The following is a 24,780-nucleotide window of genomic DNA, read 5'->3' as shown; positions in this document are numbered from 1 at the left end:
CGGCACCGCGCAATATTGCATCTCCATTTTCGACACCCCGGGCCGATCTCCCGGGAATCGGGGCGCGAGCTTGTACTCTGTTCCCTCGGGTGGCCCGCTGCGGCAACGTGATCCGGCCACCCGGGAATCCGCACCCGGCGCCGGACACGGGGAAGGTACGGCGCCGGTGCGGAAGGCTCAGCGAACTCTCCGCGACCGCTGTCGCCGGGTGTGGTGACAGCGGATCCAGTACCATTTCTGTGGCATCGGTCAACATGACCAGGCCGGTTTCGCCGGGGACGTAGTCGGGCATCTGTGCCGCAGATTCGTGCAGGGCCGACATGTCGTGGTCGTCGAAATCTACGTAGCTGCTGTCTACATGGATTCTGGGCTGCTCGAGAGGGTGGCGGCACCTACTCGGGTACAGCTCGACACGAGCCGGACACTGCGAGCGTTTCCATACGGCAGCGAGCACCGGCCGTCGGTGCGGGTCAGCAGCGGAACCGGGTACTCGAGCGGATGTTCACCGCCCGCCGATACCGGACATGGTGATACCCCGGACGAATGCTTTCTGGGCGAGGGCGTAGACGATCACCAGGGGTAGCAGGATCAGCATGGACGCGGCCATCAGGACCGGCCAGTTCGAGACGTACTGGCCCTGCATCCACACCAGGCCCAGTGTGACAGTGGAAATATCCTGGCGCTGGATCATCACCAACGGCCACAGGAAGTCGTTCCACACATTGACCCAGGTGAGTACCGCCAGGACCATGACCGCCGGTTTCGCGTTCGGCAGCAGCACCCGCCGGTAGACCTGCCACGGCGAACAGCCGTCGACGATGGCGGCCTCTTCGAGTTCGACGGGCAGGGTCCGGAAGAACTGCCGCATCAGATACGTGCCGAACGCGCTGCCGAACAGACCGGGCACGATCAAGGCCCAGGGCGTATCCGTCCAGCCCAGGATCCGGATGAGGACGAACTGTGGAACAACGGTGACCGTGAGCGGGACCATGAGTGTGGCCAGGTAGGCGACGAAGAGGACGTCACGACCGGGAAAGCGCAGCCGGGCGAAGGCGTATCCGGCCAGCGAGCAGAAGAAGACCTGGCCCGCCGTGACACAGCCGGCGTAGAAGACGGTGTTGAGGAACATCCGGGCGAACGGCATCTCCTGGAAGACGGTGCTGTAGTTGGACCACTGGGGGTCGTCCGGGAGCAGCGTCGGTGTGGTCACCTCGGATTGTTTCTTCACCGAACCCGCCAGGGCCCACAGCACGGGCAGCAGCGCACACCACGCCATCGCGATGAGCGCGAGATAGAGCCCGAAGGCCCACAGGAATACGCGGACCTGGCGGCGCCGCACTGGTGGCCCGTTCATCGTTCGGGCGAGTTCTTCCGGGCGAACCACAGTTGCGCGACGGTGAGCGCCAGCAGAACCACGAAGATCAGCCAGGCGATGGCGGACGCATAACCGGCATCACCGAAGGCGAAGGCGTTCTGGAAGATCATGATGCCGAAGACGTAGGTCCCGGTCTCCGGTCCGCCGTGGCCGCCCGTGAGGACGTAGATCTGGTCGAATGCCTGGACCGAATCGATGATCGAGACGACGAAGACGAAGGACAGCGCACCCCGGATGAGGGGCACGGTGATCGATACGAAACGCCGCACGGCTCCGGCCCCATCGATCTTCGCCGCTTCGTACAGGTCTTCCGGGACCCCCTGCATCGCGGCGAGCAGGACGACCGTGGCGAACGGGACGCTCTTCCAGACGCTCACCAGACATACCGAAACCATCGCCCAGCGCGGGTCGACGAGCCAGGGGACGGGGCCGATGCCGATCGCACCGAGCATCGTATTGAGCAGTCCGTTGTTCGTATCGAAGACGAAACGCCAGATCACCGCCATCACCACGCTCGAAATCGCCAGTGGCAGGAACATGACCGTCCGGAAGAAACCCGTTCCGCGCACTCCCCGGTTCAGTGCGGCCGCCACGACGAGACTTATCGACACGGTGGGTATCAGAGTTCCGAGGGTGAAGACGACGGTGTTCCGCAGCGCGATGGCGAACAGCGGATCCGCGGTGAGCAGTCTGCGGAAATTTGCCAGGCCGGCGAACCGTATCGGACCGAACATATCCCACTGCTGGAAGCTCAGATAGAGGGAGAAACCCAGTGGGAACAGCAGGAACACCGCGACCGCCAGCAGGTTCGGCGCGATGAACAGCCGCGCCGCCCGCGCCTGCCGCCGGGCCAGTTCCGAGCGCGGCTGTGCGGCGGTGGCTTTCGTCCCCGCGGGGTCGCCGGTCGAGATCTCGTCGGCGGTCGTCATCGGCTGCACAACACCTCGTCGGCCGCGGGAGCGAGCCGGCTCGCCAGCGAGGTCGCGGGGGCAGCGCCGCGGAGTACGGGGCCGATGTACCGGTCCATCAGCGCATCGATACGTGCCCAATCGGCCGAGACCGGTAGCGGCGCGGAATTCGCCGGTCCATCGACGAGGATGTCCAGGTTCTCGATATCGCTGTGCGCTTCGGCGAACCCGGTGGACTGCACTGCTGATTCGAGGACCGGTACGAACAGTCCGGTCTCCGCGATGAGTGCCTGGCCCTCCGGACCGGCGGCGAATTTCAGGAACTCCCATGCCTGTTCCTGCCGCGGGCTGTCGGCGGATATCGCCAGGCCCGTGGTGCCGATATTCGACCGCGCCCCACGGATGGCGGGTCCGGCCGGCAGCGCGGTGACATCGAAATCCAGGTCTTCGGCGTCGGAGAAGGTGCGGTATCGCCAGTGCCCGCCCAGCGCCAGCGCGGCGCGGCCCCCGGTGAACAGATCCATGGCCGAGATCGACTGCTGATCCGCCGGTGTGGGCGCTACGCGATATCTGTTGGCCAGGTCCGCGTAGAACTGGACACCCTCGACGAAAGCATCGGTGCCGAAGCCCGACTGCTCGGGGCGGGTGCGCGGGCTCGCCCATTCGGCGCCGTTGTTGACGGCGAACAGGCCTGCCGAATAGTACGGAACCCAGGTATCCACGAACCCCCACTGCCGGACCTCGCCCGACCGGTCGCGTTCGGTGAGCACACTGCCGACCTCGCGGAATTCGGCGAAGCTCCACGCGTCCGCCCAGCGTGCGGGGGGACGCAGCCCGGCCGCGTCGAACAGCTTCCGGTTGTAGAACAGGAAATTTCCCGACCACTGTTCCGGAAGCGCGTATTGCCCGCCCGCGAAGGCGAAGGTGTCGAACAGCGGCGCGTCACCTCCTGCGGCCAGCTCGGCGGCGAACGACGGGTCCCGGTCGAGCATGGTGTTCAGATCCAGCAGTACGCCCCGTTCGGCGAATGCGGCGTAGGTCTGTTCCCACGCCATCAGCACATCGGGACATTTTCCGCCTGCGCAGAAGGTCGACATCTGCTGCATCGGATCGGGACCGGAGAGGACGGCACGCACCCGGATATCCGGGTGTCTGCGCGCGAATTCGTCGATTACGCGCCGGCGCCCGTCGGTTTCGGCGGGGTTGGCCTGGAAGAAGAACGTCAAGGCGTCGTCGTCGCCACATCCGCCCACTGCCGGTACTGCCAGCGCCGCGCCGATACCACCGGCGGCGCGGAGGAACTCGCGCCGCCGCAACGGTCCTCCTCGCGCACCCACGCCGCGATCACCTCCTGCGTCGCGCGCTCGCGCGCTGTCGTCCGGTACGGATCCGCGAATCGTGCTTCGACGCCGGGGACCGGCCGCCCGTCGCTGTCGGGCGCCGACATTCCGGCCCTGCGATTGTCCAACGCCGCCGGGCGAATCGACCCGAACGACTCGCCTGCTTCTCGCGGCGGCGGACGATCGACGGCCGACCTCGGTCGTCGATTCTCAGCAGCCGGCAATCATCCGCTGTTCCAGTGGCCGCCGGCCGAGTAACCCCGAGCTGGGCGGCGGTGCCGGAGACCATCGGCTTCCGCCTGGTCGAGGGCATCGCGCAGACCGGTCCGAAGTCCCGGGTGGATACGCCGCAGGGGACTTCGATCGCACATTTCCGAGGGGCGTGGGTCACCGAGTCGTCCCGCGATACAGCGCCGGTGGAGGTTGCGCGGGAATATTGGCGCCGTCGAATTCTGATCAGGGTCGGGTCAGCGGCCCAACTCCGCCACGACATCGGCGAATTCGCCGGCATCCACTACCGGGTTGCTCTCGACGCCTTCGTGGAGTTCGAACCACTGGGTGGCAGTCGAGCCCTCGGTGCCGAACCGGAGTTCCCGGCCACAGGCCGCGCTCAGTTCGTGTGCGAGTTGGGTACCTCGGCCGCCTTCGCGCTCCGGGGGCTGCTGGTCCGGAATCCACGGCGCCATTTTCTCGGCCCCGCCCGGCGCCAGGACATTCTCTATCGAGATCCGCACCTGGCCCTCCCGCGGCGCGGTGATCTCGATGTTCGCTCGATGGTCGGGTGAATAGGAGACCGCATTCGTGTACAGCTCCGAGGTGACCACTTTCGCATCGTAGATCTGGTCTTCCGTCAGCCACGGATACTCGGCGCTCAACTGTTCGGCCACACTGTTGCGGATCGGGCGGACGTCCTTCTGGTACTCCTGATCCACCGCCCGACCGTCCTGGCCCCACAACCCTCGGTCATCCCCGTCGACCCCTGTCTTCTTCTTCGGTGGCGGGTCGGAATGGGGCCCCCGTTCCACCGACCGCGGTGTCCGGTCCAAATCCCAGGTCGTGTGTACCTGGCTGGTGCCGTTGGTATGCGTGACCTCGATATCGAGTGTCCGGGACCCGTCCGGCAGGTCTACGGTATTCGCGGTGATCCGGGCTGTGCCGCGACCGTGCTGGACCGTGTATCCGACCGCGTTCGCGATATCGTCGATATGACCGGGCGAAGACCAGTCGCGCAGCATCGTGCTCAGTGCATCCCGCGTCCGGGCTCCGCTGACGGCGTTCGCGGGGACCGTCATATCCAGTCGACCGGAGGAGTCGCCGTCATCGGCTCCGGATCCGGCGCCCCTCGGCGGCCGCGGGGGCTCCCCCGTTCCGTCTCCGGAAGCAGTATGTGTGGCCCCGTCGGACGATCCTCTGTCCTGGGCGGTATCCGGGGTCGCGGCCCGGTCGCGGGATCCGGCCGTATCTCCCGGCCCGGGTGTCTGCTGGGTACCGTCGACGGCCGCCTTGCCTTTGCGGTCGTCGCTGACGGATCGGTCGGCGAATTGTTTCGCCTCGTCGAACATGGTGTGCTCTCTGCGCACGACATCCGAGCTGCACGTCGTCAGGGCGCGTACTGCCCGCTCGGCCACCTCTTGGGTAACCGCCGCCGGACCGGACGGATCCGGCATTCCTGCGTTGCGCATTTTCCTCTCGATCGCGATCGGCTCCAGGGTGCCCTGGACGCGATAACGATCAGGTCGACGGGCCGAGGAGGCCGGGTATCGGATCAGCTCCAACAGACACTCGGTGCCTCGATCGTCCCGCGATCGGAATCCTCGCAGGGGACTCCGCTGTCTCCCACTGCTGGAAACCTCGAACCACGCGTCAAGCCTATGTCAGCCGGTGTGCTGCTGCCCGGAATACGCCGATTCCGCCGTCTCGGCTCGGTCCGTCCAGCGAGCAGGGTGCACGGGCGCCACGCAGTGGGCCGGACCGGTCAGATGAGATTCTTCTGCTTCTCGATGCGGCGGCGGACGTCGGCCATCAGGGCGTGGCTTCCGCTGTGGCGGAGGAAACGAGGGATGAAGCGGTTCACGAACCCGACGAAGAGGAACAGATTCTCGAAACGCCGCTGATCGGCATCGGTCCATTCGACCCGCATCTGTTCGCGGAACCAGGGGCTCAGGAAGCCGATGGTGAGGAATTTCAGCAGATTGCGGAACGGAATGCGCAGGTACCAGTGGATCATCCGCAGGTTCAGCAGATCGTCGAGGTAGGCGCGGACGAAATCGTCGAGAACGGCCTGTTCGCAGGCGGTGTTCCAATAATTGTCGAACTCCGCCCGGGTGGCCGGCCACATATCCTCGGTGACCTGCAGGGTGGTCCCGAGCGAGGACGAGGACTGGTAGAAGGCTTCGTTCTGTTCGGGGCTCATCCGGCCCGACAGCAGCTGATAGGTGTCCTCGAAGCCGATGTAGAGGCAGGCGGCCACCCAGAGTTGCAGTTCGCGGTCGAAGGCGTTGTATTTCACCGGGGCGCCGGGTTCGGATCGCACCTGGCGGTGGGCGCCGTTCACGGCCTCCCGGAAGGCTTTCTTCTCCTCCGCGTCGCCGAGGATGGCCACGGCCAGGTACTGGGTGGTCGTGCGTGCGCGTTTCCACGGTCGCTTCAGCAGTGAACCCGATTCCACTTTGCTCTCGGCGACGCCGTATCCGACTCCGGGACGGGCCATCTGCATGATGACGTTCGCGGCCGCACCGGCGAACTGCCAGAAATCGAGGGCGTCGGTGAGTTTCAGAGGGCGTTTGGTGAAGGGGCGATGGGTGGTGTTGATCCGGATGCGCGTCTGCTCGGTGGTCAGCCGCGGCCGATCGGCGGGTCGCGACTCGGTCGCGGTGGCGGAGTCGTGCGCGGCGTCGGTTTGCCAGGAGTGTGCGGCGGCGGTCATGAGTGTCCTTCCCGAGGGATCCGGTGTGGTCTAAGTTACTCCAAATTCTTCCGACAGTCAGTTGGTATCAATGAACAGTCGCTAACTTAAGGCGATCGGATCGGGTTGGGAAACACACCTAGAACAGGTGTCGAGCGATGATCCCGGACCACGAATCTTCGCCAAAACCTTCCGGGGAAGCAGGAATCGTGCGTAACATACCGGTCCGACCCGACCGTCTCAGACGTTCCCCCGCGGGGAGGGTGCCTCAACGGCCGGCCAAGGAAGGATCGCACTATGCTCAAGCGGCTGGATCGCATATTCAGCTACGAGATGAAGGTGTCCGAATTTCTCGGGACCCTGATCATCCTCGGCATTCCCTACGGGCTCGTCGGGATCGTCTGGACACTCACCCACACTTCGCATCTGCGGGAGATGCACGGTCTGGATGTGATCATCTCGTTCCTCGGGTCCATCGTGTGCTGGCCCGTGCTCACCTTCGCGAACGTGACGATGACCTGATGATGGCGCTGGTATGGCTCATCGACATCCTGGTGATCGTCGTCGAGATCCTCGGTGGGCGGATGAAGGTCAACCCGATCCTGCGCTTCGGGCTGTGGCTGGCCCTGCTGTGCGTCCTCGCCGCCGGAATCGCGGCGGTGGGAGCCGGATTCGTACTGCTACAGCAGTACCTGACCGGTGACCTCGATACGAACGGCCCGGAACTGCCATGGTGACGACCGGACCGGAGAAACCCGCGGAACGCACTGATCTCGAGCAGGCGGTCGACGATCTGAAGGGCCTGTGGCAGCGGCACCCGCAACGCTCCCTCGAAACCCTCGGCCGGCAGGTGACCCTCGGCCGGGAAGCCGTGGCGGAAACGGTGAAATCCGTGGTCGCGCGGCGTTTCCCGTTCGAGGAGTTCGCCAAACAGTGCGCGTTCATGGCCAATGTGTCCGCCGCGCCCACCATCTTCGTGGCCATGCCCATCGCGGTGGTGGTGTCGATCCAGATCGGTGCCCTGGTGAACCAGGTGGGTGCCACCACCTTCATCGGCGCGGTGGCCGGGCTGGGCATCATCCGGCAGGGCGCACCCCTGGTGACCTCGCTGATGATCGCGGGCGCGGTGGGTTCGGCCATCTGCGCCGATCTCGGTTCCCGGACCATCCGGGAGGAGATCGACGCCATGATGGTGATGGGGGTCAACCCTGTTCGCAGACTCGTGGCACCACGGCTGGTGGCGGCCGTGGTGGTGAGCATGTTGTTGTGCGGGTTCATCGTCTTCGTCGGGTTCGCGACCGCCTATATGTTCAATGTCTACGCGCAGTCGGGGACACCGGGCTCGTTCATCGGTTCGTTCGCCTCGTTCGCGGTCGCCAACGATATGGCTGTCGCGCTGGTGAAATCGGCGATATTCGGGGTACTCACGGCGATCATCGCCTGCGATATCGGACTGCACGCGAAAGGCGGTCCGGGCGGTGTGGCCGATGCGGTGAACTCCGCGGTCGTCTCCTCGGCGCTGATGCTGTTCGCCACCAACATCATCATCACGCAGGTGTACAACACCGTCTTCCCGACGAAGGTGATCTGAGGTGGGCACTCCGTACACGCCACCGGCGCTCAAACCGGTCCGGATGGTGACCTCGGCGGCGGCGGTGCCGATGGAGGCCAACCGCCGTCTCGGCCACCAGGCCATCATCTTCGTCCAGGCGCTCGTCGCGGTCCCGTTCGTGCTCAAGCACTACCGCAAGGAAGTGCTCCGGCTGACCGCCGATGTGGGATGGGGTAACGGATCGCTCATCGTGGGTGGCGGCACGGTCGGTGTGGTGATCATTCTGTGCGGTTTCGGCGGGATCACCGTCGGTATGGAGGCCTTCAGCGCGCTGAACCTGCTGACCATGGGTCCGCTCACCGGTGCCATATCCGGCTTCGCGACAACACGAGAGTTAGCGCCGATTCTTGCCACTCTCGCCTTCGCGATCCAGGCTGGCTGCCGATTCACCGCACAACTGGGATCCATGCGGATCGCCGAGGAGATCGACGCGCTGGAATCCATCGCGATCCGGCCGCTGCCGTATCTGGTGAGCACCCGGATGATCGCGTCCACGCTCACCATCATCCCGCTGTACAGCGTCGGACTGGCAGTCGCGTATCTCGCGACGAAACTGTCGGTGCTGTTGCTCGGCGGTACCTCGGCGGGGACCTACGACCACTACTTCTTCCAGTTCCTCATCGGCCCGGATCTGTTCTTCTCGCTGCTCAAGGTCGTGGTGTTCGTCCTCCTGGCCACATTTATCCAGTGTTACTACGGATTCTTCGCCACCGGGGGCCCGGAAGGCGTGGGTGTGGCGGCCGGGCAGGCGATCAAGATGGTGATCGTCGTGATGGTCTTCGCGAATCTGTTCTTGACCTTGGCGATCTGGGGTATCGACCCCGGCTTCCGGATTTCGGGGTGACGCGGCGATGTTCGTAGACCACAGTGGCCGGGGGCCGCGGCCGTGGCAGATGTCGGTGGCAGGACTGGCGATGATCACCCTGGTGGCGGTGCTGCTGGGCCTGCTCGGGCTGCGCTACACCGGCCGTTTCGAGGATCGGGTGCCGGTGAACGCGGTACTCACCAGCACCGGTGACGGGCTGCCGGAGCGTGCGGATGTGAAGTTCCGCGGCATGGTCGTCGGCGCGGTGACCGCGGTGGATGTGGTGGCCGCCGGTAAACAGCAGCAGGTCCGCATCGATCTGGACCCCCGGATCGCACCGACCATCCCCGATACCGTGACCGCGCGGGTCGTCCCGAACAACCTGTTCGGCGTCACCGGTATCGAGCTGGTGGACAACGGTTCCGCGCCGGGCCGGTTGGCCGCGGGTGCGGAGATCGCGGAGGACACCAGTGCTGGGACGGTGCAGTTGCAGACGACGCTGACCGTGCTGCGCGATGTGCTGGACAATATCCAGCCGGAGAAACTGGGCCGCGTACTGGCGACCTTCGCCGAGGCACTGGACCCCGGCGCCCGGGCACCCGGATCGACGATCGAGCGACTGGACAAGTGGGTGACCGAAGTCCGGCAAATCGAGGGTGTGGGTGATCTGCTCGGCAATCTCGGGCGGGCGACCACCGCGCTGAGCCGGTCGGCACCCGAACTCGTCGGCGTGCTGTCCGAATCGGTGACCACCGCGCGCACGCTCACCGAGCGCCGCGAGAACCTGATCGCCATGCTCGCGGGCGCCGGTGGGGCGGTGGATTCGGTGAACGCGCTGTTCGCGCGGAACCCGGACGCGGCCAAGGAACTGGTACCCGGCCTCGACGGCCTCTTCGGATCGCTGGCGCAGGACCCGGAGGCCATTCCGACAGCGGTGGCGAACCTGAACGCGGCCCTGGGGAAGCTGTCGGGCGCGTTCGGCTGGGGCCGGCAGGGCCAGATGCGCTGGAGCCTGGATGTGTCGTTCACGCCGTTCCAGCAGTACACGGCGAAGGACTGCCCTCGCTACGGCGAGATGGCCGGACCGCGCTGTGGCGGGCCTTCGGTACCGCAGGTCGCGCCGCCGCAGGAGTACCCGCCGACACTGCTGCCCGGCTGGGTCGAGGGCGCGGGACCGAAACCGCAGCTGCCGGTTCCGGGCATACCCGCACCGGCGCAGACTCCGGCGATTCCGTTGCTACCCGGGCTGCCGGCGCTGCCCGGCCTGCCGGTGATCCCGGGTATCACCACCCCGCTGTTCCCCACGGCCCCCGCCGCTCCGGCGCCCCAGGGACAAGTGCCCGGACAGGCGGCGCCCGCCGCGGCGCCGACGCCGGCGGGCGGGCCGATCGCGCAGCTGCGCGGCCACGCCGCGGTCGCCGCGCTCCTCGGCAGGCAACCCACCACCGCTGAATTGCTCCTGCTCACACCGATCCTGGCGGGCGGCACGATCGACGTCTACTCCGACGGGGAGGCCTGATGCGCCTGGCGCGGACAATTGCCGGATTCAGTATCTTCGCCGTCGTCGCGATCGTGCTGACCTTCACCATCTGGTCCACCCTGCAGCGCTCGGTACCCGGGGAGACCGAGACCTATTCGGCCACCTTCACCGATGTGATGGGCGTGCGGGTCGGTGACGATGTACGGATGGCCGGGGTACGCGTGGGCCGGGTCGATTCGATCGAGTTCGAATCGGACTACAAGGCCCGGCTGGTCCTGCGGATCGAGGAACGACAGCGGCTCACCGACACCACGAAAGCGCTGGTGCGGTACCAGAACCTGATCGGTCAGCGCTATATCGCGTTGCTGCCGGGTGCGGAGAAGGGCGCGCGGCTACCGGCGGGGTCGCATATCCCGGTGGAGCGCACCGAACCGTCGTTCGACGTCTCGGCCCTGCTGTCCGGGTTCGAACCGCTGTTCAGCGTGCTCCAGCCCGATCAGGTCAATTCCCTCTCGGACACCCTGATCCAGGCCCTCCAGGGCGACGGCGTCTCGCTGAGCGCGCTCATCACCCAGGCGGCCGAACTGGCGAACACCTTCGGACAGCGCGACGAGATCCTGGGCGCGGTGATCACCAACCTCAGCAGTGTGCTCGCCGGGCTGGCCAATCGAAGCCAGGAGTTGGAGACACTGATCACCCAGACCAGAGGACTGATGGACGCGCTGTACGCCGAGGGCGAGACGCTGAAGAGTTCGGTGGATCAGGTGGCCCGTTCCACCGGTTCGCTCACTGCCCTGGTCGGTTCCGTCAAACCCGATGTCGTGGCGGCCCAGGACCAGGCCACCACCGCGGTGGAACTGCTGCTGCTCAACGGCACCGCGCTGGACCAGGCGGCGGTCGAACTGCCGAATGTGCTCAACGGCCTGGCACGGTTCACCGGTTACGGCGCCTACGGCAACGCCTATATCTGCAATCTGGACGTTTCACTGTGGGGTGTGCTGCTGCCGCCGGGTCTGTTCTCCCGGATCGGTGGCGATTCACAATCGGAGGTGTGCCGCTGATGGCCCGGTTGCGTCGTCCGGCTTTCACGAAGAACCGTTTCCTGTGGCAGGGACTGCTCGCGGCCGCCGCGGTGGCCGTGCTGGTCGTCGGGTCGAGTGTGCTCTCCCAGCTGCGGTTCGGGGACAAAACCGTGACCGCGGAGTTCGCGCAGGCCGCGGGAATGCGCCCGGGCGCGACGGTGGATGTCTCGGGTATCGAGGTCGGTGAGGTGCGCGCGGTACGGCTGGCCGGGGACAAGGTCGAGGTCGTGATGAAGATCAGCCGCGATATCCGGTTGGCCACCGATGCGCGGGCGGCTATAAAGATGTCCACCATTCTCGGCCGTATGCATATCGAACTGGTGCCCGGATCGGGAAAGGAATCCGACGACGACCGGATTCCGCTGGCCAACACTTCGGTCCCGTACAACCTGGCCAAGGTCATCCAGGACCCGAAGTACACCTCGTCGTTCGAGCGGATCGAGCGGATCGACCCGGACAAACTGCGGCAGGCACTGGACGCCTTTTCACAGCAGATGGGGGATTCACCGGAACTCGCGGTGACCGCGCTGGATTCGATCGGCGCGCTGGCGAAGGTGATCAACGCCCGCCGCGACGAGGTGGACACCCTGCTGCAGAGTATGGATCAGGTCTCGCAGCTGGTCGCCGATAATCAGAACAGTGTGCTGATGCTGCTCACCCGTGGTGAGGCGATCGGGAACGCGGTCGCGATGCGCCAGGATCTGCTGCGCCGGTTGCTGGACAATGTGGCCGCGCTGTCGGGCCTGCTGCGGGATATGGGCCTGGAGAACAACGGGCAGCTCGGCCCGCTGATCCAGAACCTGAACACGATGACCCAGGGGCTGGAGAAGAACCGGGACCACCTGGACCGGCTCTACGAGATCCTGCCGATCTCACTGCGGCAGTTCAATAATGTGATCGGTAACGGGCCCTACGCGGATGTGTGGGCGCCCTGGTTCCTGCCGGACAACTGGCTGTGCTTCGCGCAGGTCGTAGAGGGGTGTGGAAAGTGAACCTGCGCACTCTCGCGCGTGTGCTCGCGGCCGGTCTCGCCGGACTGTGCGCGGCGGGCTGTTCGGTACTGCCGGACAGTATCGCCGGATTGCCGGAACAATATCTGGGCGAACACGTCCGGATCAGCGCCGATTTCGAGAATGTGGCCGGGCTGTACGCCGGTAACGAGGTGGCGGTACTCGGGGTACCGGTCGGCCGGGTCGAGACCGTCACCCCGCGGGGCAGCTATGTCGAGGTCACCATGGCACTCGACAAGAGTGTCGATGTACCCGCCGATGCCATGGCCGCGCTGATCTCCCCCCAGCTGATCACCAACCGGCATGTGGAACTGGCTCCCGCCTATACCGGTAACGGGCCGAAACTCGAGGACGGGGCGCATATCCCGCTGGAGCGCACCCGCGTACCGGTGGAACTGGACCGGATCCTGGAGAACTTCGACCAGCTCGGCGCCGCGCTGAAGGGTGACAACGAGGCCGGTCCGCTGGCGAGCCGGGTACTGTTCCCGCTGCTAGAGGGCAACGGCGACCGGTTGCGCGAAACCCTCGACAACCTCTCCGCCGCGTTCGAGGTGACCTTCGCGAACAAGGACCAGATCGCCAACACCATCGTGAAGCTCAACGAGATCACCCAGGTCATCGCCCAGAACGACCAGACCGTCCGCGATTTCAGCGCCCGGCTCACCGAACTGCTCCAGCTGATGGGCGACCAGTCGCCGGGCCTGCAGGCGGTGCTCGTCCAGCTCAACGATTTCGTGAACAACACCTCGACACTGGTCGGGGAGAACCGCGACCAGCTCGCCGGGGCGCTCCAGCGCTTCGTCACCATCACCGCGCAGATGCGGGCCAATGCCCGCGGCCTGACCGAACTGGTGGATGTGGGTCCGCTGTTCTTCGAGAACCTCGCCAACGGGGTCAGTCACGAACACCAGGCGTTCCGGGTGCACGCGCTGCTGGACAAGGCGCTGCTGGACAACGAAGTGCTGTCGACCTTCTGTGAACGGATCCAACTGCGCTCCGACGGCTGCCGCACCGGCCGTGTCCAGGACTTCGGGCCGGATTTCGGGATCACCGCAGCACTGCTGGGGATGACCCGATGAGGGGTGGGAACCGGATGTACCGGAGATTGCTGGTCGTGGTGACGGCGGCCGTACTCGCCGTACCGGGATGCGGTGCACTGACCGTGCAGAACGTGCCGATGCCGGAACCGGGTATCGGCGGGCCGGGCTACACGCTGCGGGTGCGGTTCGAGGACGCGCTCAATCTGCCCGACCGTGCCCATGTGAAGATCGGCGGTACCGATATCGGGGTGGTCACCGATATCTCCACCACCGATTTCGTGGCCGATGTGGATATGCTCATCCGCCAGGACATCCGGCTGCCGCAGGGCACCACCGCGGAACTGCGCCAGGGCACGCCGCTCGGCGATATCTTCATCGCCATGACCCTTCCCCGGGAGGATCCGAACGCGGCCGGCCTCGCCGACGGCGATGTGATCGATACCGATCGCACCGGGGCCGGTGCCTCCGTGGAAGAGCTCATGGTCTCGGTATCGCTGCTGCTCAACGGCGGTGGATTGAATCAGGCCGCGCGGATCACCGCGGAAATGGATTCGATGTTCGCCGGGCGGGCACCGCAACTGGGGCATCTGATCACCGAGATGACCCAGGTGCTGAGCGCGCTGAACGCGCGCACCGCCGATATCGACAGTGTGCTGCACGGAGTGAACGTGCTCACCGGCGAACTCGCCGCCCGCAAACAGGAACTGGGCGAGGCCGCGGACACCTTCCCCGACCTGCTCGGACTGGTCGCGGAGAATAACCGGGATATCACCGGGCTGATCCAGAAGATCTCGGTGACCATGTCGGCGCTGGGCGATTTCAGCGATACCACCAGCCCGGAATTCATCAGCCTGTTCGACAGTATCCGGCGGCTGATGGGCGGTTTCACGGCGATGGGGGACAATCTGCGGCAGACGCTGGACGGTCTGCACACGCTGTACCCCTCCCTGGAACAGTCCTTCGAAGGCCCCACGCTGGCCGTCGCGGCCCGGGTCTCCTACCTGAGTGTGGGCGCGCTGACCGATCCGTCGCGCAGCCGGCTGCCCGACGGATCGGATGTGCCGGCCTTCATCGGCAGTCTCGCGCAGGTGTTGCAGAAGATCCAGGGCCGGTTGACCAGCCCGCCGCAGCCAGGCCCGGCTCCGCAGGAAGGCCCGCGATGAACATCCCGCTCTGGAACTGGCTGGTCCGGCATAGGATCGGTATCGCGAATATCGGCCTGGTCCTGGTCCTGGTCGTGGGCTGCGGCTATCTCGGCGCCGAGGTACTGCGGGTCAACCTGCTGCCGAACAGCACCTACCGGGTCACCGTGGAACTGGCCGGGTCCGGCGGGCTGCTCGCCGACAACGATGTGAACTTCCGCGGCACCCGGGTGGGTCGCGTCGCCGACGTCCGGGTATCGGATACCGGGATCGAGGCGGTCGCCGAAATCGACTCCGGAGTGCAGGTTCCGGCGGGCGGCACGGTGGTGGTCGGACGGTTGTCCGCGGTCGGCGAGCAGTACCTGGACTTCCGGCCGGACGCGGATACGGGCCCCTACCTGCGCGACGGTGACCGGGTGGCCGTGCAGCGCACCCGGATCCCGGTCACCGTGCATTCGCTGCTGTCGAATATGAGCGCCATGATCAGCGGCCTCAATCCGGAGCGGCTCACTGTGATCGTGGACGAACTGGACAGGGCACTGGCCGGCGGACCGGACCGGCTGCGCAATATGATCTCCGGTATCAGCCGGGCCATGGCCGGTCTCGAGGATCTGCTGCCGCAGACCCGGCAGCTCATCGAGAACCTCACGGTCATCGCCGACACCACCCAGTACGCCCAACCCGATCTGGGGACCCTGACCGGCTCCGCGGGCGCGCTGTTCCAGCAGCTCACCGCCGCCGACCAGGAAGTGCGCCGGTTACTGGACCTGGCGCCGGGACAGCTGGCCACCCTGGGTGGTTTCGTCGACGAGACCCAGGATCCGATCACGAACCTGGTGACCAACTTCGTCGCCATCACCCGGGCCGCGAAGCTGCGGCAACCGGCGATCGCGGCGCTGTTCCCGGCGCTGCGGGCGGGTACCGCGGCGCTGAACGTGCCGGTACACGACGGGATGTTCCATACGCTGGTGGATATCTGGCCGCGGCCGACCTGCGAATACAACACGATTCCGCTGGTCCCGACCGAGCGGACGGCCGATACCCGCGTCCCGCTGTACAACTACTGCGTCACCGACGATCCGGCCCTGCAGGTGCGCGGTTCCGCCAACGCGCCCAGACCGGATGTGCCCGACAACACCGCCGGACCACCCCCCGGCGTCAGCGGTGAAGAGCTGTCCCGCCCGATTCCGGGCCGTTGAGGAGTAGACGAGGATGAGTGAGGACAAGTCAGTGGAAGCCGGTACCGGGAAAACGGAGGAGGCCGTGAACTCGGCGGGGGCGGCGAGCGACGAGACAGCGGGCCCGACTGCCGCGGCGGCAACCGCTACCGTCACATCGGAAACCGGGTCGGCGGACACATCCGCGGTCGGGGACCGTGAGCCGAGCCAGAAGGCGACACCGGGCGGCGAGCGGTCCGAGGGCGATCCGGTCGGGTTCGAGAAGGAGACGGCCGGCCCCGGGGCACCGTGGACTCGCGGCGCCCGGCCGCTGATCATCGCGCTCGTCGCGGCCACGGTGCTGCTGCTCGGCGCGGTGGGGGTCGCCGGCTATCTGTACGTACAGGAGGCGGACAAGTCCGCGACCCTGGCCGCGTACGAGGAAGCACGGCAGGCGGCCTGCCGCTATGCCCCGGTGCTGGCCGACTACGACGCGCAGAACCTGGATCCCTACTTCGCCGCCGTGGCGGCGGGCGCCACCGGCGACTGGAAGAAGGAGTTCGAGACCACCACCGCCGAACTCCGGGAAGCTCTGGTCGCGGGGCAGGTGGTCTCCACCGCCGGCGATATCCAGTGCGCGGTGAAATCGGCGGACGAGAGTTCGGCGGAGGCCGTGGTGGTGATCGGGCAGACCATCAGCAGTCTCGGTACCCAGGGCCGGCCCGCACCGGGACAACTGAGCATGGTGATGCGGATGCAGAAGATCGACGGCAACTGGCTGGTCGATCAGATGATCACACCGTTGGCTCCCACTACGGCGCCCTGAGCGGTGCGGCCGTCGGTCCACCGGCGGCCGCGGCCGCGTGTCAGCGGTCGGGGTGACCGAACAGAACGGTGCGCATGAGCAGGGAGACCCGCTCCTGTGAGGCGGTCGAGACGGTGCCGAACGCCCGGCCCAGATCGACGACCAGGGCGAAGGCCGCGTGGACGAGGAAGCGCGCCTGCGGGCCGGACAGGTCCGGGCGGACCTGCCGGACCAGCCGCGCCCATTCCTCCACACTCAGCCGCTGCACATTGCGCAGGGCGGCACGTTCCTCGGCGGGCACGTGCTGGAACTCGGTGTAGTAGACGAAGGTGAGCTCACGTTCGGCGAACGAACCCTCGACGTACTGATGAATCAGTGAATCCAGTGCGTCACGTGGTCCGCTCGCGCCCGCGACGGCGGGACCGATCGCGCTGGACACCCGTTCGGCGGCCCGCCGGAACGCGGCCGCCAGCAGATCGCTCTTACCGCGGTAGAACCGGTACACCGCCGAGGCGGCGGACAGACCCGCCGCGGTGGCGATATCCTCCACGCTCACATTCGGATAACCGCGCGCGTGGAAGAGTTCCACCCCCTTGCGCAGCAGCAGTTCGTGTTTGAAGGATTCCGGAATCTCCACCGGCCGAGCGGGTTCGACGTCCCCGGGTGCGGGCAGCGAGACCGCGGCGAGGTCCATCGCGGTGGCGACGAGCAGACCCACCAGTGCTTTCGTGGGGAGCGTCGCATGATGGTCGGCGATACTGGTGATCACCGACAGCAGGGTCACGACCAGGACCTGCCGGTCCTGACCGCGTACCTCGGGCCGGTAGGCGGCGAGCCGGGTACCGAGCGCGTCCAGGACCGCGTTCTGCTGCTCGTCCCGGATCGCGCGGTCGTCCGGTTCCAGGTAGCGGCCCTCCCAGCGCACCAGCGCGACACTGGCCCGATTGGCCACGGTGACCGCGCACAGCGCCTCCAGGACCGCGCGCAATCGCTGTTCGGGTCCGGTCTCGGCCGCCTCCGGGGGGAGTCGCACCGCGTCGGCCATGGCCTGGCCGACGCGCAGCGATTCCTCCTGGAACAGCGCGTACTTACTGGGGTAGTGCCGATACAGCGCCGCGGAACTGATACCGAGCCCGCCGGCGATATCCTCCATGCTCACGCCGTGGTATCCGAGCGCACCGAACGCATTGGCCGCCGCGGCGGCGATCTGCGCCCGCCGGTTCTTGGGCCGGCGGCGCACGGGCCGGGCCGCCGCGGTGCTGTCTTTCTTCCCGGCGGCGTCGGCACCCGGATCGGCGCGCCCGTTCGCGCGAACCGGCGGCGCGGACGACCGGCCCCGGCGATTGTCGACGCTCATTCCGCAATCCTAACGTCGGGTAACCAGCGACAACGCCGCGCACCCCGCTCAGGGGCCGTTTTCGGCGGCGAACATCCGCGCCGGGGGACCGACCGCGGCCACGGTGCTCCGCCGTCGCCACTGCCACCACCGCGGGCCCGGGCCGTCCGCGATCGCATACCGAAACATTTCCACTGACCGGGAACGAACCGGAGCCGACCCCATGCTCCAGGTCACTATCGGCGCAGTTACTCAACTCCGCTGGAACATGGAGGTTCCGATGCCGGCTCATGCACCGAACGGGCGATCCCAGCACGGTACAGACGAATACAGGCAGATCGAAGCGGCGGCGGCCCCCACCCGGTTCGCGCGCGGCTGGCACTGCCTGGGCCTGGCGAAATCGTTCCGGGACGGGCAGCCGCACGAGGTCAAGGCCTTCGGTACCACCCTGGTGGTCTTCCGCTCCGAGACCGACGACACGCTGCACGTGCTCGACGCGTACTGCCGCCATATGGGCGGCAACCTCGCCCAGGGCACGGTCAAAGGCGATTCCATCGCCTGCCCGTTCCACGACTGGCGCTGGGGCGGGAACGGGAAATGCACCGGGATCCCCTATGCCCGGCGGGTACCGCCGCTGGCCCGGACCCGGGCGTGGCCGACACTGGAACGCAACGGTCAGCTGTTCGTCTGGCACGACCCGCAGGGCAGCAAACCCACCGACGAGGTGACCATTCCGCAGCTCGAGGGTTACGGCACCGCGGAATGGACCGACTGGACGTGGAACACGTTGTACGTCGAGGGGTCCAACTGTCGCGAGATCGTGGACAACGTCGTCGATATGGCGCACTTCTTCTACGTCCACTATTCCTTCCCACGCTATTTCAAGAACGTGTTCGAAGGTCATGTGGCGACCCAGTACATGCGGTCCACGCCGCGCGGCGATATCAATGTCGGCACCAGCTACGACGATCCGAACTCGTCGCTGCGGTCGGATGCCTCGTACTTCGGTCCCTCCTACATGATCGACTGGCTGTGGAACGAGGCGCAGGGGATGACGATCGAAACGGTCCTGATCAACTGCCACTATCCGGTGACCGCGAACTCCTTCGTGCTGCAGTACGGCGCGATGGTGAAGAAACCGCAGGGTATGTCGGACGCGGACGCCGAGGCGATGGCCGGGCAGTTCGCGCGCGGTGTCGAGGTGGGTTTCGAACAGGACGTCGAGATCTGGAAGAACAAGGCGCCCATCGACAATCCGCTGCTCTCCGAGGAGGACGGCCCGGTGTACCAGTTGCGCCGCTGGTACCAGCAGTTCTACGTGGATGTCGAGGACATCACCGAGGATATGACCAAACGGTTCGAGTTCGAGATCGATACCGAACGCGCGGTCACCAGCTGGGAGGCCGAGGTCGCGGACAATATCGCCCGCGGCGCGGTGCTCGACACCACCTCCTGACCCGAACCATCCCTTTCCCGCGCCGGGCGAGCACCGCGCGCGACCTCCCCAAGGAACCCCACCATGACCAGTGTCCTCGACAATCTCGCGGCGATCGCCGATCAACTACGCGAACAATCCGCGGAAGCCGAAGCTCTCGGCCGGCTCCCGGATTCGACCGCGAAACTGCTCGAGACCGCCGGTCCGATCCGGCTGCTGCAGCCGAAGAAGTACGGCGGGTTCGAAGCGCATCCACGGGAATTCGCCGAATCGGTGATGGCGGCGGCCGCGCTCGATCCGGCAACCGGCTGGATCTGCGGCATCGTCGGTGTCCATCCGTGGCAGCTCGCTTTCGCCGATCCGAAGGTGCAGGAAGAGGTGTGGGGCGAAGACAACGACACCTGGATGGCGTCGCCGTACGCGCCGACCGGTATCGCCCGCCCGGTGGACGGCGGCTATATCTTCAACGGCCGCTGGCAGTTCAGCTCGGGGACCGATCACTGCGACTGGATCTTCCTCGGTGCCATGCTCGGTGACGAGCAGGGCGGTATCGCCGATCCGCCCACCATGCTGCACATGATCCTGCCGCGGTCCGATTACGAGATCGTCGAGGATTCGTGGAATGTGGTGGGGCTCAAGGGCACCGGTTCCAAGGATATCGTCGTGCGCGATGCGTTCGTGCCCTCCTACCGGGTGATGAACGGTGATCACGTCATCGACGGCACCGCGCAGCGCGAGTACGGCGTCACCGAGACGCTGTACAAGATGCCGTGGTCGACGATGTTCCCGCTGGGGATCAGTTCCGCGGTCATCGGGATCGCCGAGGGCGCGCTGGCCGCGCATCTGGACTACCAGCGCGGCCGGGTGGGCGCTCAGGGCACGGCGATCAAGGACGATCCGTACGTGCTGTTCGCGATCAGTGAGGCGGCCGCCGATATCAACGCGGCACGCCAGGAACTGCTCGCCAATGTGGACCGTGTCTGGGGCATCGTCGAATCCGGCGGCGAGGTGGATTTCGCCGAGCGGGCGGCCGTGCGGCGTACGCAGGTGCGGGCCGCCTGGCGCGCGGTGACGGCGGTGGACCAGATCTTCGCGCGGTCGGGTGGTAACGCGCTGCGGATGGACAAACCGCTGCAGCGGTACTGGCGCGACGCGCACGCGGGCCTCAATCACGCCATCCACGTGCCCAGCACCGTGTACCACGCCGCGGCGCTGAGCTCGATGGGCTTCGACCCGGCCGAGCAACTGCGCTCGATGATCTGACGGCCGGAAAACGACAAGGACACAACGAACGATGACCGATATCAAAAGCCTCGGCTACGTACAGATCCAGACCACCGATATGCAGCGGTGGCGGCAGTTCGCCTTCGAAGTGCTCGGTTTCGCGGAGGGTTCGGGACCCGACGAGAACGCCCTCTACCTGCGGATGGACGAGCGGTCCGCGCGGATCGTGGTGGTCGCCGGCGAGACCGACGCGGTGGTGCGCATCGGCTGGGAGGTCCGCGACGGCGCGGCCCTGCGCCGAGTGCGTGAGACGGTGTCGAAGGCCGGGATCACGGTGGAGTCGCTGTCGCAGGCCGACGCCGACGCCCGCCGGGTGGAGGAGGCGATCACCTTCACCGATCCCGCCGGCGCCACGCTGGAGGTGTTCCACGGCCCGGTGCTCGACCACAGCCCGGTGGTGACGCCGTTCGGCGCCCGGTTCGTGACGGGCGCGCAGGGCCTCGGACATGTGGTGCTGCCGACCATGGACCTCAACGGCGCGTTCGAGTTCTACACCGAGGTGCTCGGCTTCCTGCCGCGTGGCGCCTTCCGGGTGCCGGCGCCGCCGGAGTTCGGGCCGGTGCGGATCCGCTTCCTCGGTGTGAACGAACGGCACCACAGCCTGGCGCTGTGCCCGGCTCCACACGGGGGTGCGCCCGGCCTCGTGCACATCATGGTGGAGGTCGATTCGCTGGACGCGGTGGGGCAGGCGCTGGACCGGGTCGCCAAGGACGGGTTCTCGGTCTCCTCGACGCTGGGCCGGCACACCAACGACAAGATGGTGTCGTTCTACGTGCGCGCGCCCGGCGGCTGGGATATCGAATTCGGGACCGAGGGGATGCGGGTGGACGAGAAGTACTACACGGCGGAGGAGATCACCGCCGACAGCTACTGGGGCCACGATTGGTCCGGTAGCGAACCCCTCGCGGCGATGTAGAACCCCGCGCCGGTGACGGCCCCCCGGACCGAGCATTTCGCTCGGTCCGGGGGGCCGTTCGTGATTTTCGGCCAACCTTTGCGATTCGTGTGACAGCTACCACAGGTAGATGGTACTAATAGGAATATGCCTATTCGGCATATCCGGTTGGGGGCATGACTTCGTAGACCCAATGGAGGGCTCATGACAATCCAGGCCGACGCCGCCACGCCGAGCGCTGTGCTCGACCGCGTCTCGCTCGTTCTCGACGCGTTCGAGGGCCCGGGGCGCCTCACGCTCGCGCAGATCGTGCGCCGTACCGGGCTACCCAGGTCCTCGGCGCACCGCATCCTGGAGCGGCTCGTCCAGTTGCGCTGGCTGCGCCGCGAGGGCCGCGATTACGAATTGGGGCTGCGTCTCATGGAGCTCGGTTCGCTGGCGGTGCACCAGGACCGGCTGCACCGCGCCGCGGTGCCGTTCCTGCACGAACTGCACCGCACCACCGGATATGTCGTGCACCTGGCCGTCCTCGACGGCAACGATGTGGTGTATCTGGACAAGATCGGCGGCCGGCTCGCGGGCGCGGTACCCACCCGGGTCGGCGGCCGTCAGCCCGCGCACTGTACGGCGGTGGGTAAAGCCATCCTCGCCTACGCCGACGGGAAGCGCGGCGATGTGTTCGCGGCGGGACCCGTCCGGCCGCGAACTCGCTATTCCATCGCCACGGCCGCGCAATTGCGGACCGAACTGGCCAAGGTCCGCGCGCACGGTATCGCCTTCGAACGCGAGGAATCGCTGGCCGGATTCGGGTGCGTGGCGGCGCCGGTCGGCGAGATCGGGCAGGCGGTGGCGGCGGTATCGATCTGCGGACCGGTCGACCGGATGGCTTTCGATCACCGCCTGGCGGCCCCGGTGCGGATGACGGCGCTGGGAATCTGGCGCAATGTCGAGGACGGCCGGATCCGGGTACATCCCACGCTGCAACAGTCCCGGCCACTCGGTTCGGTGCCGATGCCCCGCCCGGCGGCGTTGCAGTACGTATGACAGCAGCGTTGCCGTACGCGGCTGCCGTTCATCCGCAGAAACGAATCAGCTACGAGCCTGCCGGCGGTCCCCGAGTCTGCGCATCAGCGCGACCATCCGCAGGCCGGCCGCGGGCGCCAGATCGACGCCGCGGACCAGCGCACCGCGCCACCGCGGCATCACCCGGAAGATCTGACGGCTCTCCAGCAGCGCCAGGCCGGCGACCGCGACCGTATCGTCGTCCATCGGTTTCGGCCCGGCGAACAGCAGGGCGGCGCCGGGGTCCGCGGCGCGCGAGGTGACCATGTGGGTGTTCACCACATCGGGGCACAGGGCGCGGACCCGGATCGGTGATCCGGCGTGCTGGAGGTCGCCTTGGAGTGAGGTCGTATAGGAAAGGACCGCCGCTTTGGTCGCCGCGTAGAGCGCGAGGCCCGGTACCGGAGTGAGTGCCGACAGGGACGCGATATTGAGGACCGCCCCGCCGTCCGGCCCCATCCGCGCGATCGCGGCGGCGCAGCCCGCCACGACACCCCGGACGTTGACGTCGAGGATCGTGGCGATCTCCTCGTCCGGATGGGTCCAGGCGTCGCCCGCGAACAGCACCCCGGCGTTGTTCACCCAGACCCGCAACTGCCCCAGCGCCGCGGCCTGCTCGGCGATCTCGCGATGGGAGGCGATCTCGCGGACGTCCTGCTGGAGTCCGATCGCACCCCGGCCGATCTCCTCGGCGGACCGCCGGGCGGCCGCACCGTCGATATCGGTGAGTACGACCAGATGGCCGGCGTCGGCGAGGCGGCGGGCGAAGGCCAGACCGATACCGCGGCCGGCGCCGGTCACAACTGCTGTGGTGGTCATGGCGCGAGGCTAGGCCGCGGATGCCCTCGGCCGCCAGCCCTGTCGGCGACCGGCACGGCGGGTGGTGTTACGCCGTGGTGTCGCCGCCGGCCCGGTGTATCGGCGCCGGTTTCGTGCCGGGGCCGGAATCCGATACCGCCACAGTGGGACCGGCCACGAGCGACCCGGGCGCTCGAGTCCGGACCGGTCGCGAGGAGAAGGCGAACCGAACCACCGGCGGATATCGGGCAGTCGGTTCGATCGTGTTCCGTGCTATCCGGCCGGAAGTACGGCGCGCACCATCTCCCAGATCTCGGTGCGCGCGGTACGGGTGGCCGAGAGAGCCGGAATCGTGAGGAAACCGTGGAACAACCCGTCGTAACGGCGGTGTCGCACCGCGACACCGGCTTCGGTGAGCAGTTGGGCGTACGCGTCGCCGGACGCGCAGGGTGGGTCGAGTTCGGCGGTGACCACCACCGCGGGCGGTAACCCGGCCAGGGTGCCGGCGCGGGTCGGCACCAGGCGGGCGTCGTCGGTGCCGTGCGGTGCGTACTGCCGCCAGTACCAGCGCATCGCCGCCGCGGTGTTGTAGTAACCGCTGCCGAAGCGCCGGTAGGACTCGGTCTCGAAATCGTCGTCTATCACCGGATACAGCAGTAGCTGCGCGGCGATCGGGGGGCCGGACCGATCGCGGGCCGCCAATGCGACCGTGGCGGCGAGGTTTCCACCGGCGCTGTCCCCGGCGACCACGAGCGCGGCGGGATCGCCGCCGTATTCAGCGGCGTGCTCGGCCGCCCAGACGAGCGCGGTGTACATATCCTCGTGCGCGGCGGGGGCGGGATGCTCGGGAGCGAGCCGGTAGTCCACCGATACCACCACCGCGCCGATACCCTCGGCCATCGACCGGCAGAACTCGTCGTGGCTGTCCAGATCGCAGAACACGAATCCACCGCCGTGCGCGAAGACGACCACCGGGAGCGCCGACGCGTCGTGGCGGGGCCGGTAGATCCGGATCGGCAGGGCCCCGCGCGCGCCGGCGATGCTCAGGTTGTGCACATCGCGCATGGCCGGTAGCCACTGCAGCGGTGCCCGGCGGGCGCGGATCAGTGCCCGCAGCGCGGGTGCGGGCAGGGTGGTGACATCGGGGAACCCGCTGTCCAGTGTGGCCAGCATCGCGGCCACCTCGGGAAGCAGTTCGGGTTCGGTGTCGCGGACGGCTCCGGATTCCATCGGCGGCCTCCTCGGTCTCGTGGCCGGTGGGCACCGGCGTATCCCTGGTCGGGCCACCGTAGGGCCGCGGAAGCGCCCG

At 67.1% G+C, this 24,780-nt stretch carries 23 protein-coding genes; 15 read left to right on the top strand and 8 right to left on the bottom strand.

All coding sequences use genetic code 11. The features are described from left to right. Positions 1-502: 502 nt before the first annotated feature. The 5 genes from ACWEWT_RS26690 to ACWEWT_RS26670 form a co-directional block, all read right to left on the bottom strand. Positions 503-1,354: a carbohydrate ABC transporter permease gene (locus ACWEWT_RS26690; protein WP_452562953.1), complete on the bottom strand. Its 852-nt coding sequence runs from the start codon at positions 1,352-1,354 to the stop codon at positions 503-505. Further along, positions 1,351-2,304, bottom strand: a complete 954-nt coding sequence (locus tag ACWEWT_RS26685) for a carbohydrate ABC transporter permease (protein WP_452562952.1) — start codon at positions 2,302-2,304, stop codon at positions 1,351-1,353. The genes ACWEWT_RS26690 and ACWEWT_RS26685 overlap by 4 nt, the downstream gene beginning before the upstream one ends. Beyond that, positions 2,301-3,620, bottom strand: a complete 1,320-nt coding sequence (locus ACWEWT_RS26680) for an ABC transporter substrate-binding protein (protein WP_452562951.1) — start codon at positions 3,618-3,620, stop codon at positions 2,301-2,303. The genes ACWEWT_RS26685 and ACWEWT_RS26680 overlap by 4 nt, the downstream gene beginning before the upstream one ends. A gap of 470 nt (positions 3,621-4,090) precedes the next feature. Next, entirely contained in the window at positions 4,091-5,305 is a 1,215-nt protein-coding gene (locus tag ACWEWT_RS26675; protein ID WP_452562949.1) for an ATP-binding protein, read from the bottom strand. 293 nt (positions 5,306-5,598) lie between these two features. Then, positions 5,599-6,549 (bottom strand): oxygenase MpaB family protein, encoded by a 951-nt coding sequence (locus tag ACWEWT_RS26670; RefSeq protein WP_452562948.1) that lies wholly within the window; start codon positions 6,547-6,549, stop codon positions 5,599-5,601. Positions 6,550-6,825: 276 nt separating this feature from the next. Between ACWEWT_RS26670 and ACWEWT_RS26665 the strand changes: the two genes are divergently transcribed. From ACWEWT_RS26665 to ACWEWT_RS26615, 11 genes are read left to right on the top strand one after another with little or no spacing between them, the layout of a single operon-like run. Beyond that, on the top strand, positions 6,826-7,050 hold the full coding sequence (locus ACWEWT_RS26665; RefSeq protein WP_452562946.1) for a hypothetical protein: 225 nt from the start codon (positions 6,826-6,828) through the stop codon (positions 7,048-7,050). Continuing rightward, entirely contained in the window at positions 7,050-7,265 is a 216-nt protein-coding gene (locus ACWEWT_RS26660) for a hypothetical protein (protein WP_452562945.1), read from the top strand. Before ACWEWT_RS26665 ends, ACWEWT_RS26660 begins: the two co-directional genes overlap by 1 nt. Further along, positions 7,259-8,119: an MlaE family ABC transporter permease gene (locus ACWEWT_RS26655; protein ID WP_452562944.1), complete on the top strand. Its 861-nt coding sequence runs from the start codon at positions 7,259-7,261 to the stop codon at positions 8,117-8,119. Before ACWEWT_RS26660 ends, ACWEWT_RS26655 begins: the two co-directional genes overlap by 7 nt. A gap of 1 nt (position 8,120) precedes the next feature. Beyond that, complete coding sequence (locus ACWEWT_RS26650) at positions 8,121-8,984, top strand: ABC transporter permease (RefSeq protein ID WP_452562943.1); 864 nt, start codon at positions 8,121-8,123, stop codon at positions 8,982-8,984. A 7-nt stretch (positions 8,985-8,991) separates the two neighbouring features. Continuing rightward, positions 8,992-10,464 carry an MCE family protein gene (locus ACWEWT_RS26645; protein WP_452562942.1) on the top strand — a complete coding sequence of 491 codons (1,473 nt, stop codon included), beginning with the start codon at positions 8,992-8,994 and terminating at the stop codon, positions 10,462-10,464. Next, positions 10,464-11,486, top strand: a complete 1,023-nt coding sequence (locus ACWEWT_RS26640; RefSeq protein ID WP_452562941.1) for an MCE family protein — start codon at positions 10,464-10,466, stop codon at positions 11,484-11,486. Before ACWEWT_RS26645 ends, ACWEWT_RS26640 begins: the two co-directional genes overlap by 1 nt. After that, positions 11,486-12,499 (top strand): MCE family protein, encoded by a 1,014-nt coding sequence (locus ACWEWT_RS26635; RefSeq protein WP_452562991.1) that lies wholly within the window; start codon positions 11,486-11,488, stop codon positions 12,497-12,499. Before ACWEWT_RS26640 ends, ACWEWT_RS26635 begins: the two co-directional genes overlap by 1 nt. Then, positions 12,496-13,596, top strand: coding sequence for an MCE family protein (locus ACWEWT_RS26630; RefSeq protein ID WP_452562939.1), 1,101 nt, complete (start codon positions 12,496-12,498; stop codon positions 13,594-13,596). The genes ACWEWT_RS26635 and ACWEWT_RS26630 overlap by 4 nt, the downstream gene beginning before the upstream one ends. Further along, complete coding sequence (locus ACWEWT_RS26625; protein ID WP_452562938.1) at positions 13,593-14,720, top strand: MCE family protein; 1,128 nt, start codon at positions 13,593-13,595, stop codon at positions 14,718-14,720. Before ACWEWT_RS26630 ends, ACWEWT_RS26625 begins: the two co-directional genes overlap by 4 nt. Next, positions 14,717-15,898, top strand: a complete 1,182-nt coding sequence (locus ACWEWT_RS26620) for an MCE family protein (protein ID WP_452562936.1) — start codon at positions 14,717-14,719, stop codon at positions 15,896-15,898. Before ACWEWT_RS26625 ends, ACWEWT_RS26620 begins: the two co-directional genes overlap by 4 nt. Positions 15,899-15,911: 13 nt before the next feature. Next, positions 15,912-16,682 carry a hypothetical protein gene (locus ACWEWT_RS26615; RefSeq protein ID WP_452562935.1) on the top strand — a complete coding sequence of 257 codons (771 nt, stop codon included), beginning with the start codon at positions 15,912-15,914 and terminating at the stop codon, positions 16,680-16,682. 40 nt (positions 16,683-16,722) lie between these two features. Here the strand turns inward: ACWEWT_RS26615 and ACWEWT_RS26610 are convergent, their stop codons facing one another. Beyond that, positions 16,723-18,018: a TetR/AcrR family transcriptional regulator gene (locus ACWEWT_RS26610; RefSeq protein WP_452562934.1), complete on the bottom strand. Its 1,296-nt coding sequence runs from the start codon at positions 18,016-18,018 to the stop codon at positions 16,723-16,725. A 259-nt stretch (positions 18,019-18,277) separates the two neighbouring features. Here ACWEWT_RS26610 and ACWEWT_RS26605 point away from each other — a divergent pair, with 259 nt between their 5' ends. The 4 genes from ACWEWT_RS26605 to ACWEWT_RS26590 all read left to right on the top strand — a co-directional run bounded on the left by ACWEWT_RS26605 (position 18,278) and on the right by ACWEWT_RS26590 (position 22,655). Further along, positions 18,278-19,453 carry a Rieske 2Fe-2S domain-containing protein gene (locus ACWEWT_RS26605; protein WP_452562933.1) on the top strand — a complete coding sequence of 392 codons (1,176 nt, stop codon included), beginning with the start codon at positions 18,278-18,280 and terminating at the stop codon, positions 19,451-19,453. 63 nt (positions 19,454-19,516) lie between these two features. Then, positions 19,517-20,695 carry an acyl-CoA dehydrogenase family protein gene (locus tag ACWEWT_RS26600; protein ID WP_452562932.1) on the top strand — a complete coding sequence of 393 codons (1,179 nt, stop codon included), beginning with the start codon at positions 19,517-19,519 and terminating at the stop codon, positions 20,693-20,695. 31 nt (positions 20,696-20,726) lie between these two features. Continuing rightward, positions 20,727-21,632: a biphenyl-2,3-diol 1,2-dioxygenase gene (bphC, locus tag ACWEWT_RS26595; protein ID WP_452562930.1), complete on the top strand. Its 906-nt coding sequence runs from the start codon at positions 20,727-20,729 to the stop codon at positions 21,630-21,632. A 183-nt stretch (positions 21,633-21,815) separates the two neighbouring features. Next, positions 21,816-22,655: an IclR family transcriptional regulator gene (locus ACWEWT_RS26590; protein ID WP_452562928.1), complete on the top strand. Its 840-nt coding sequence runs from the start codon at positions 21,816-21,818 to the stop codon at positions 22,653-22,655. A 45-nt stretch (positions 22,656-22,700) separates the two neighbouring features. Here the strand turns inward: ACWEWT_RS26590 and ACWEWT_RS26585 are convergent, their stop codons facing one another. Then, entirely contained in the window at positions 22,701-23,492 is a 792-nt protein-coding gene (locus ACWEWT_RS26585) for an SDR family NAD(P)-dependent oxidoreductase (RefSeq protein WP_452562927.1), read from the bottom strand. Between the two features lie 252 nt (positions 23,493-23,744). Beyond that, a complete protein-coding gene (locus tag ACWEWT_RS26580; protein ID WP_452562926.1) occupies positions 23,745-24,701 on the bottom strand; it encodes an alpha/beta hydrolase in 957 nt (318 codons plus the stop codon). Between the last annotated feature and the right edge of the window lie 79 nt (positions 24,702-24,780).

The organism is Nocardia sp. NPDC003963 (assembly GCF_053605105.1).
The sequence above is the reverse complement of the archived record's forward strand: the minus strand, read 5'-3'. Positions and strand labels throughout refer to the sequence as shown.

Bases quoted from the DNA above. Each gene is read 5' to 3' on its own strand.
- ACWEWT_RS26590 (WP_452562928.1), top strand. From the start codon at position 21,816: ATGACAATCCAGGCCGACGCCGCCACGCCGAGCGCTGTGCTCGACCGC.
- ACWEWT_RS26660 (WP_452562945.1), top strand. From the start codon at position 7,050: ATGATGGCGCTGGTATGGCTCATCGACATCCTGGTGATCGTCGTCGAG.
- ACWEWT_RS26690 (WP_452562953.1), bottom strand. From the start codon at position 1,354: ATGAACGGGCCACCAGTGCGGCGCCGCCAGGTCCGCGTATTCCTGTGG.
- ACWEWT_RS26580 (WP_452562926.1), bottom strand. From the start codon at position 24,701: ATGGAATCCGGAGCCGTCCGCGACACCGAACCCGAACTGCTTCCCGAG.
- ACWEWT_RS26685 (WP_452562952.1), bottom strand. From the start codon at position 2,304: ATGACGACCGCCGACGAGATCTCGACCGGCGACCCCGCGGGGACGAAA.
- ACWEWT_RS26585 (WP_452562927.1), bottom strand. From the start codon at position 23,492: ATGACCACCACAGCAGTTGTGACCGGCGCCGGCCGCGGTATCGGTCTG.
- ACWEWT_RS26620 (WP_452562936.1), top strand. From the start codon at position 14,717: ATGAACATCCCGCTCTGGAACTGGCTGGTCCGGCATAGGATCGGTATC.
- ACWEWT_RS26670 (WP_452562948.1), bottom strand. From the start codon at position 6,549: ATGACCGCCGCCGCACACTCCTGGCAAACCGACGCCGCGCACGACTCC.
- ACWEWT_RS26610 (WP_452562934.1), bottom strand. From the start codon at position 18,018: ATGAGCGTCGACAATCGCCGGGGCCGGTCGTCCGCGCCGCCGGTTCGC.
- ACWEWT_RS26605 (WP_452562933.1), top strand. From the start codon at position 18,278: ATGCCGGCTCATGCACCGAACGGGCGATCCCAGCACGGTACAGACGAA.
- ACWEWT_RS26645 (WP_452562942.1), top strand. From the start codon at position 8,992: ATGTTCGTAGACCACAGTGGCCGGGGGCCGCGGCCGTGGCAGATGTCG.
- ACWEWT_RS26675 (WP_452562949.1), bottom strand. From the start codon at position 5,305: ATGCGCAACGCAGGAATGCCGGATCCGTCCGGTCCGGCGGCGGTTACC.
- ACWEWT_RS26665 (WP_452562946.1), top strand. From the start codon at position 6,826: ATGCTCAAGCGGCTGGATCGCATATTCAGCTACGAGATGAAGGTGTCC.
- ACWEWT_RS26655 (WP_452562944.1), top strand. From the start codon at position 7,259: ATGGTGACGACCGGACCGGAGAAACCCGCGGAACGCACTGATCTCGAG.
- bphC (WP_452562930.1), top strand. From the start codon at position 20,727: ATGACCGATATCAAAAGCCTCGGCTACGTACAGATCCAGACCACCGAT.
- ACWEWT_RS26615 (WP_452562935.1), top strand. From the start codon at position 15,912: ATGAGTGAGGACAAGTCAGTGGAAGCCGGTACCGGGAAAACGGAGGAG.
- ACWEWT_RS26600 (WP_452562932.1), top strand. From the start codon at position 19,517: ATGACCAGTGTCCTCGACAATCTCGCGGCGATCGCCGATCAACTACGC.
- ACWEWT_RS26635 (WP_452562991.1), top strand. From the start codon at position 11,486: ATGGCCCGGTTGCGTCGTCCGGCTTTCACGAAGAACCGTTTCCTGTGG.
- ACWEWT_RS26640 (WP_452562941.1), top strand. From the start codon at position 10,464: ATGCGCCTGGCGCGGACAATTGCCGGATTCAGTATCTTCGCCGTCGTC.
- ACWEWT_RS26625 (WP_452562938.1), top strand. From the start codon at position 13,593: ATGAGGGGTGGGAACCGGATGTACCGGAGATTGCTGGTCGTGGTGACG.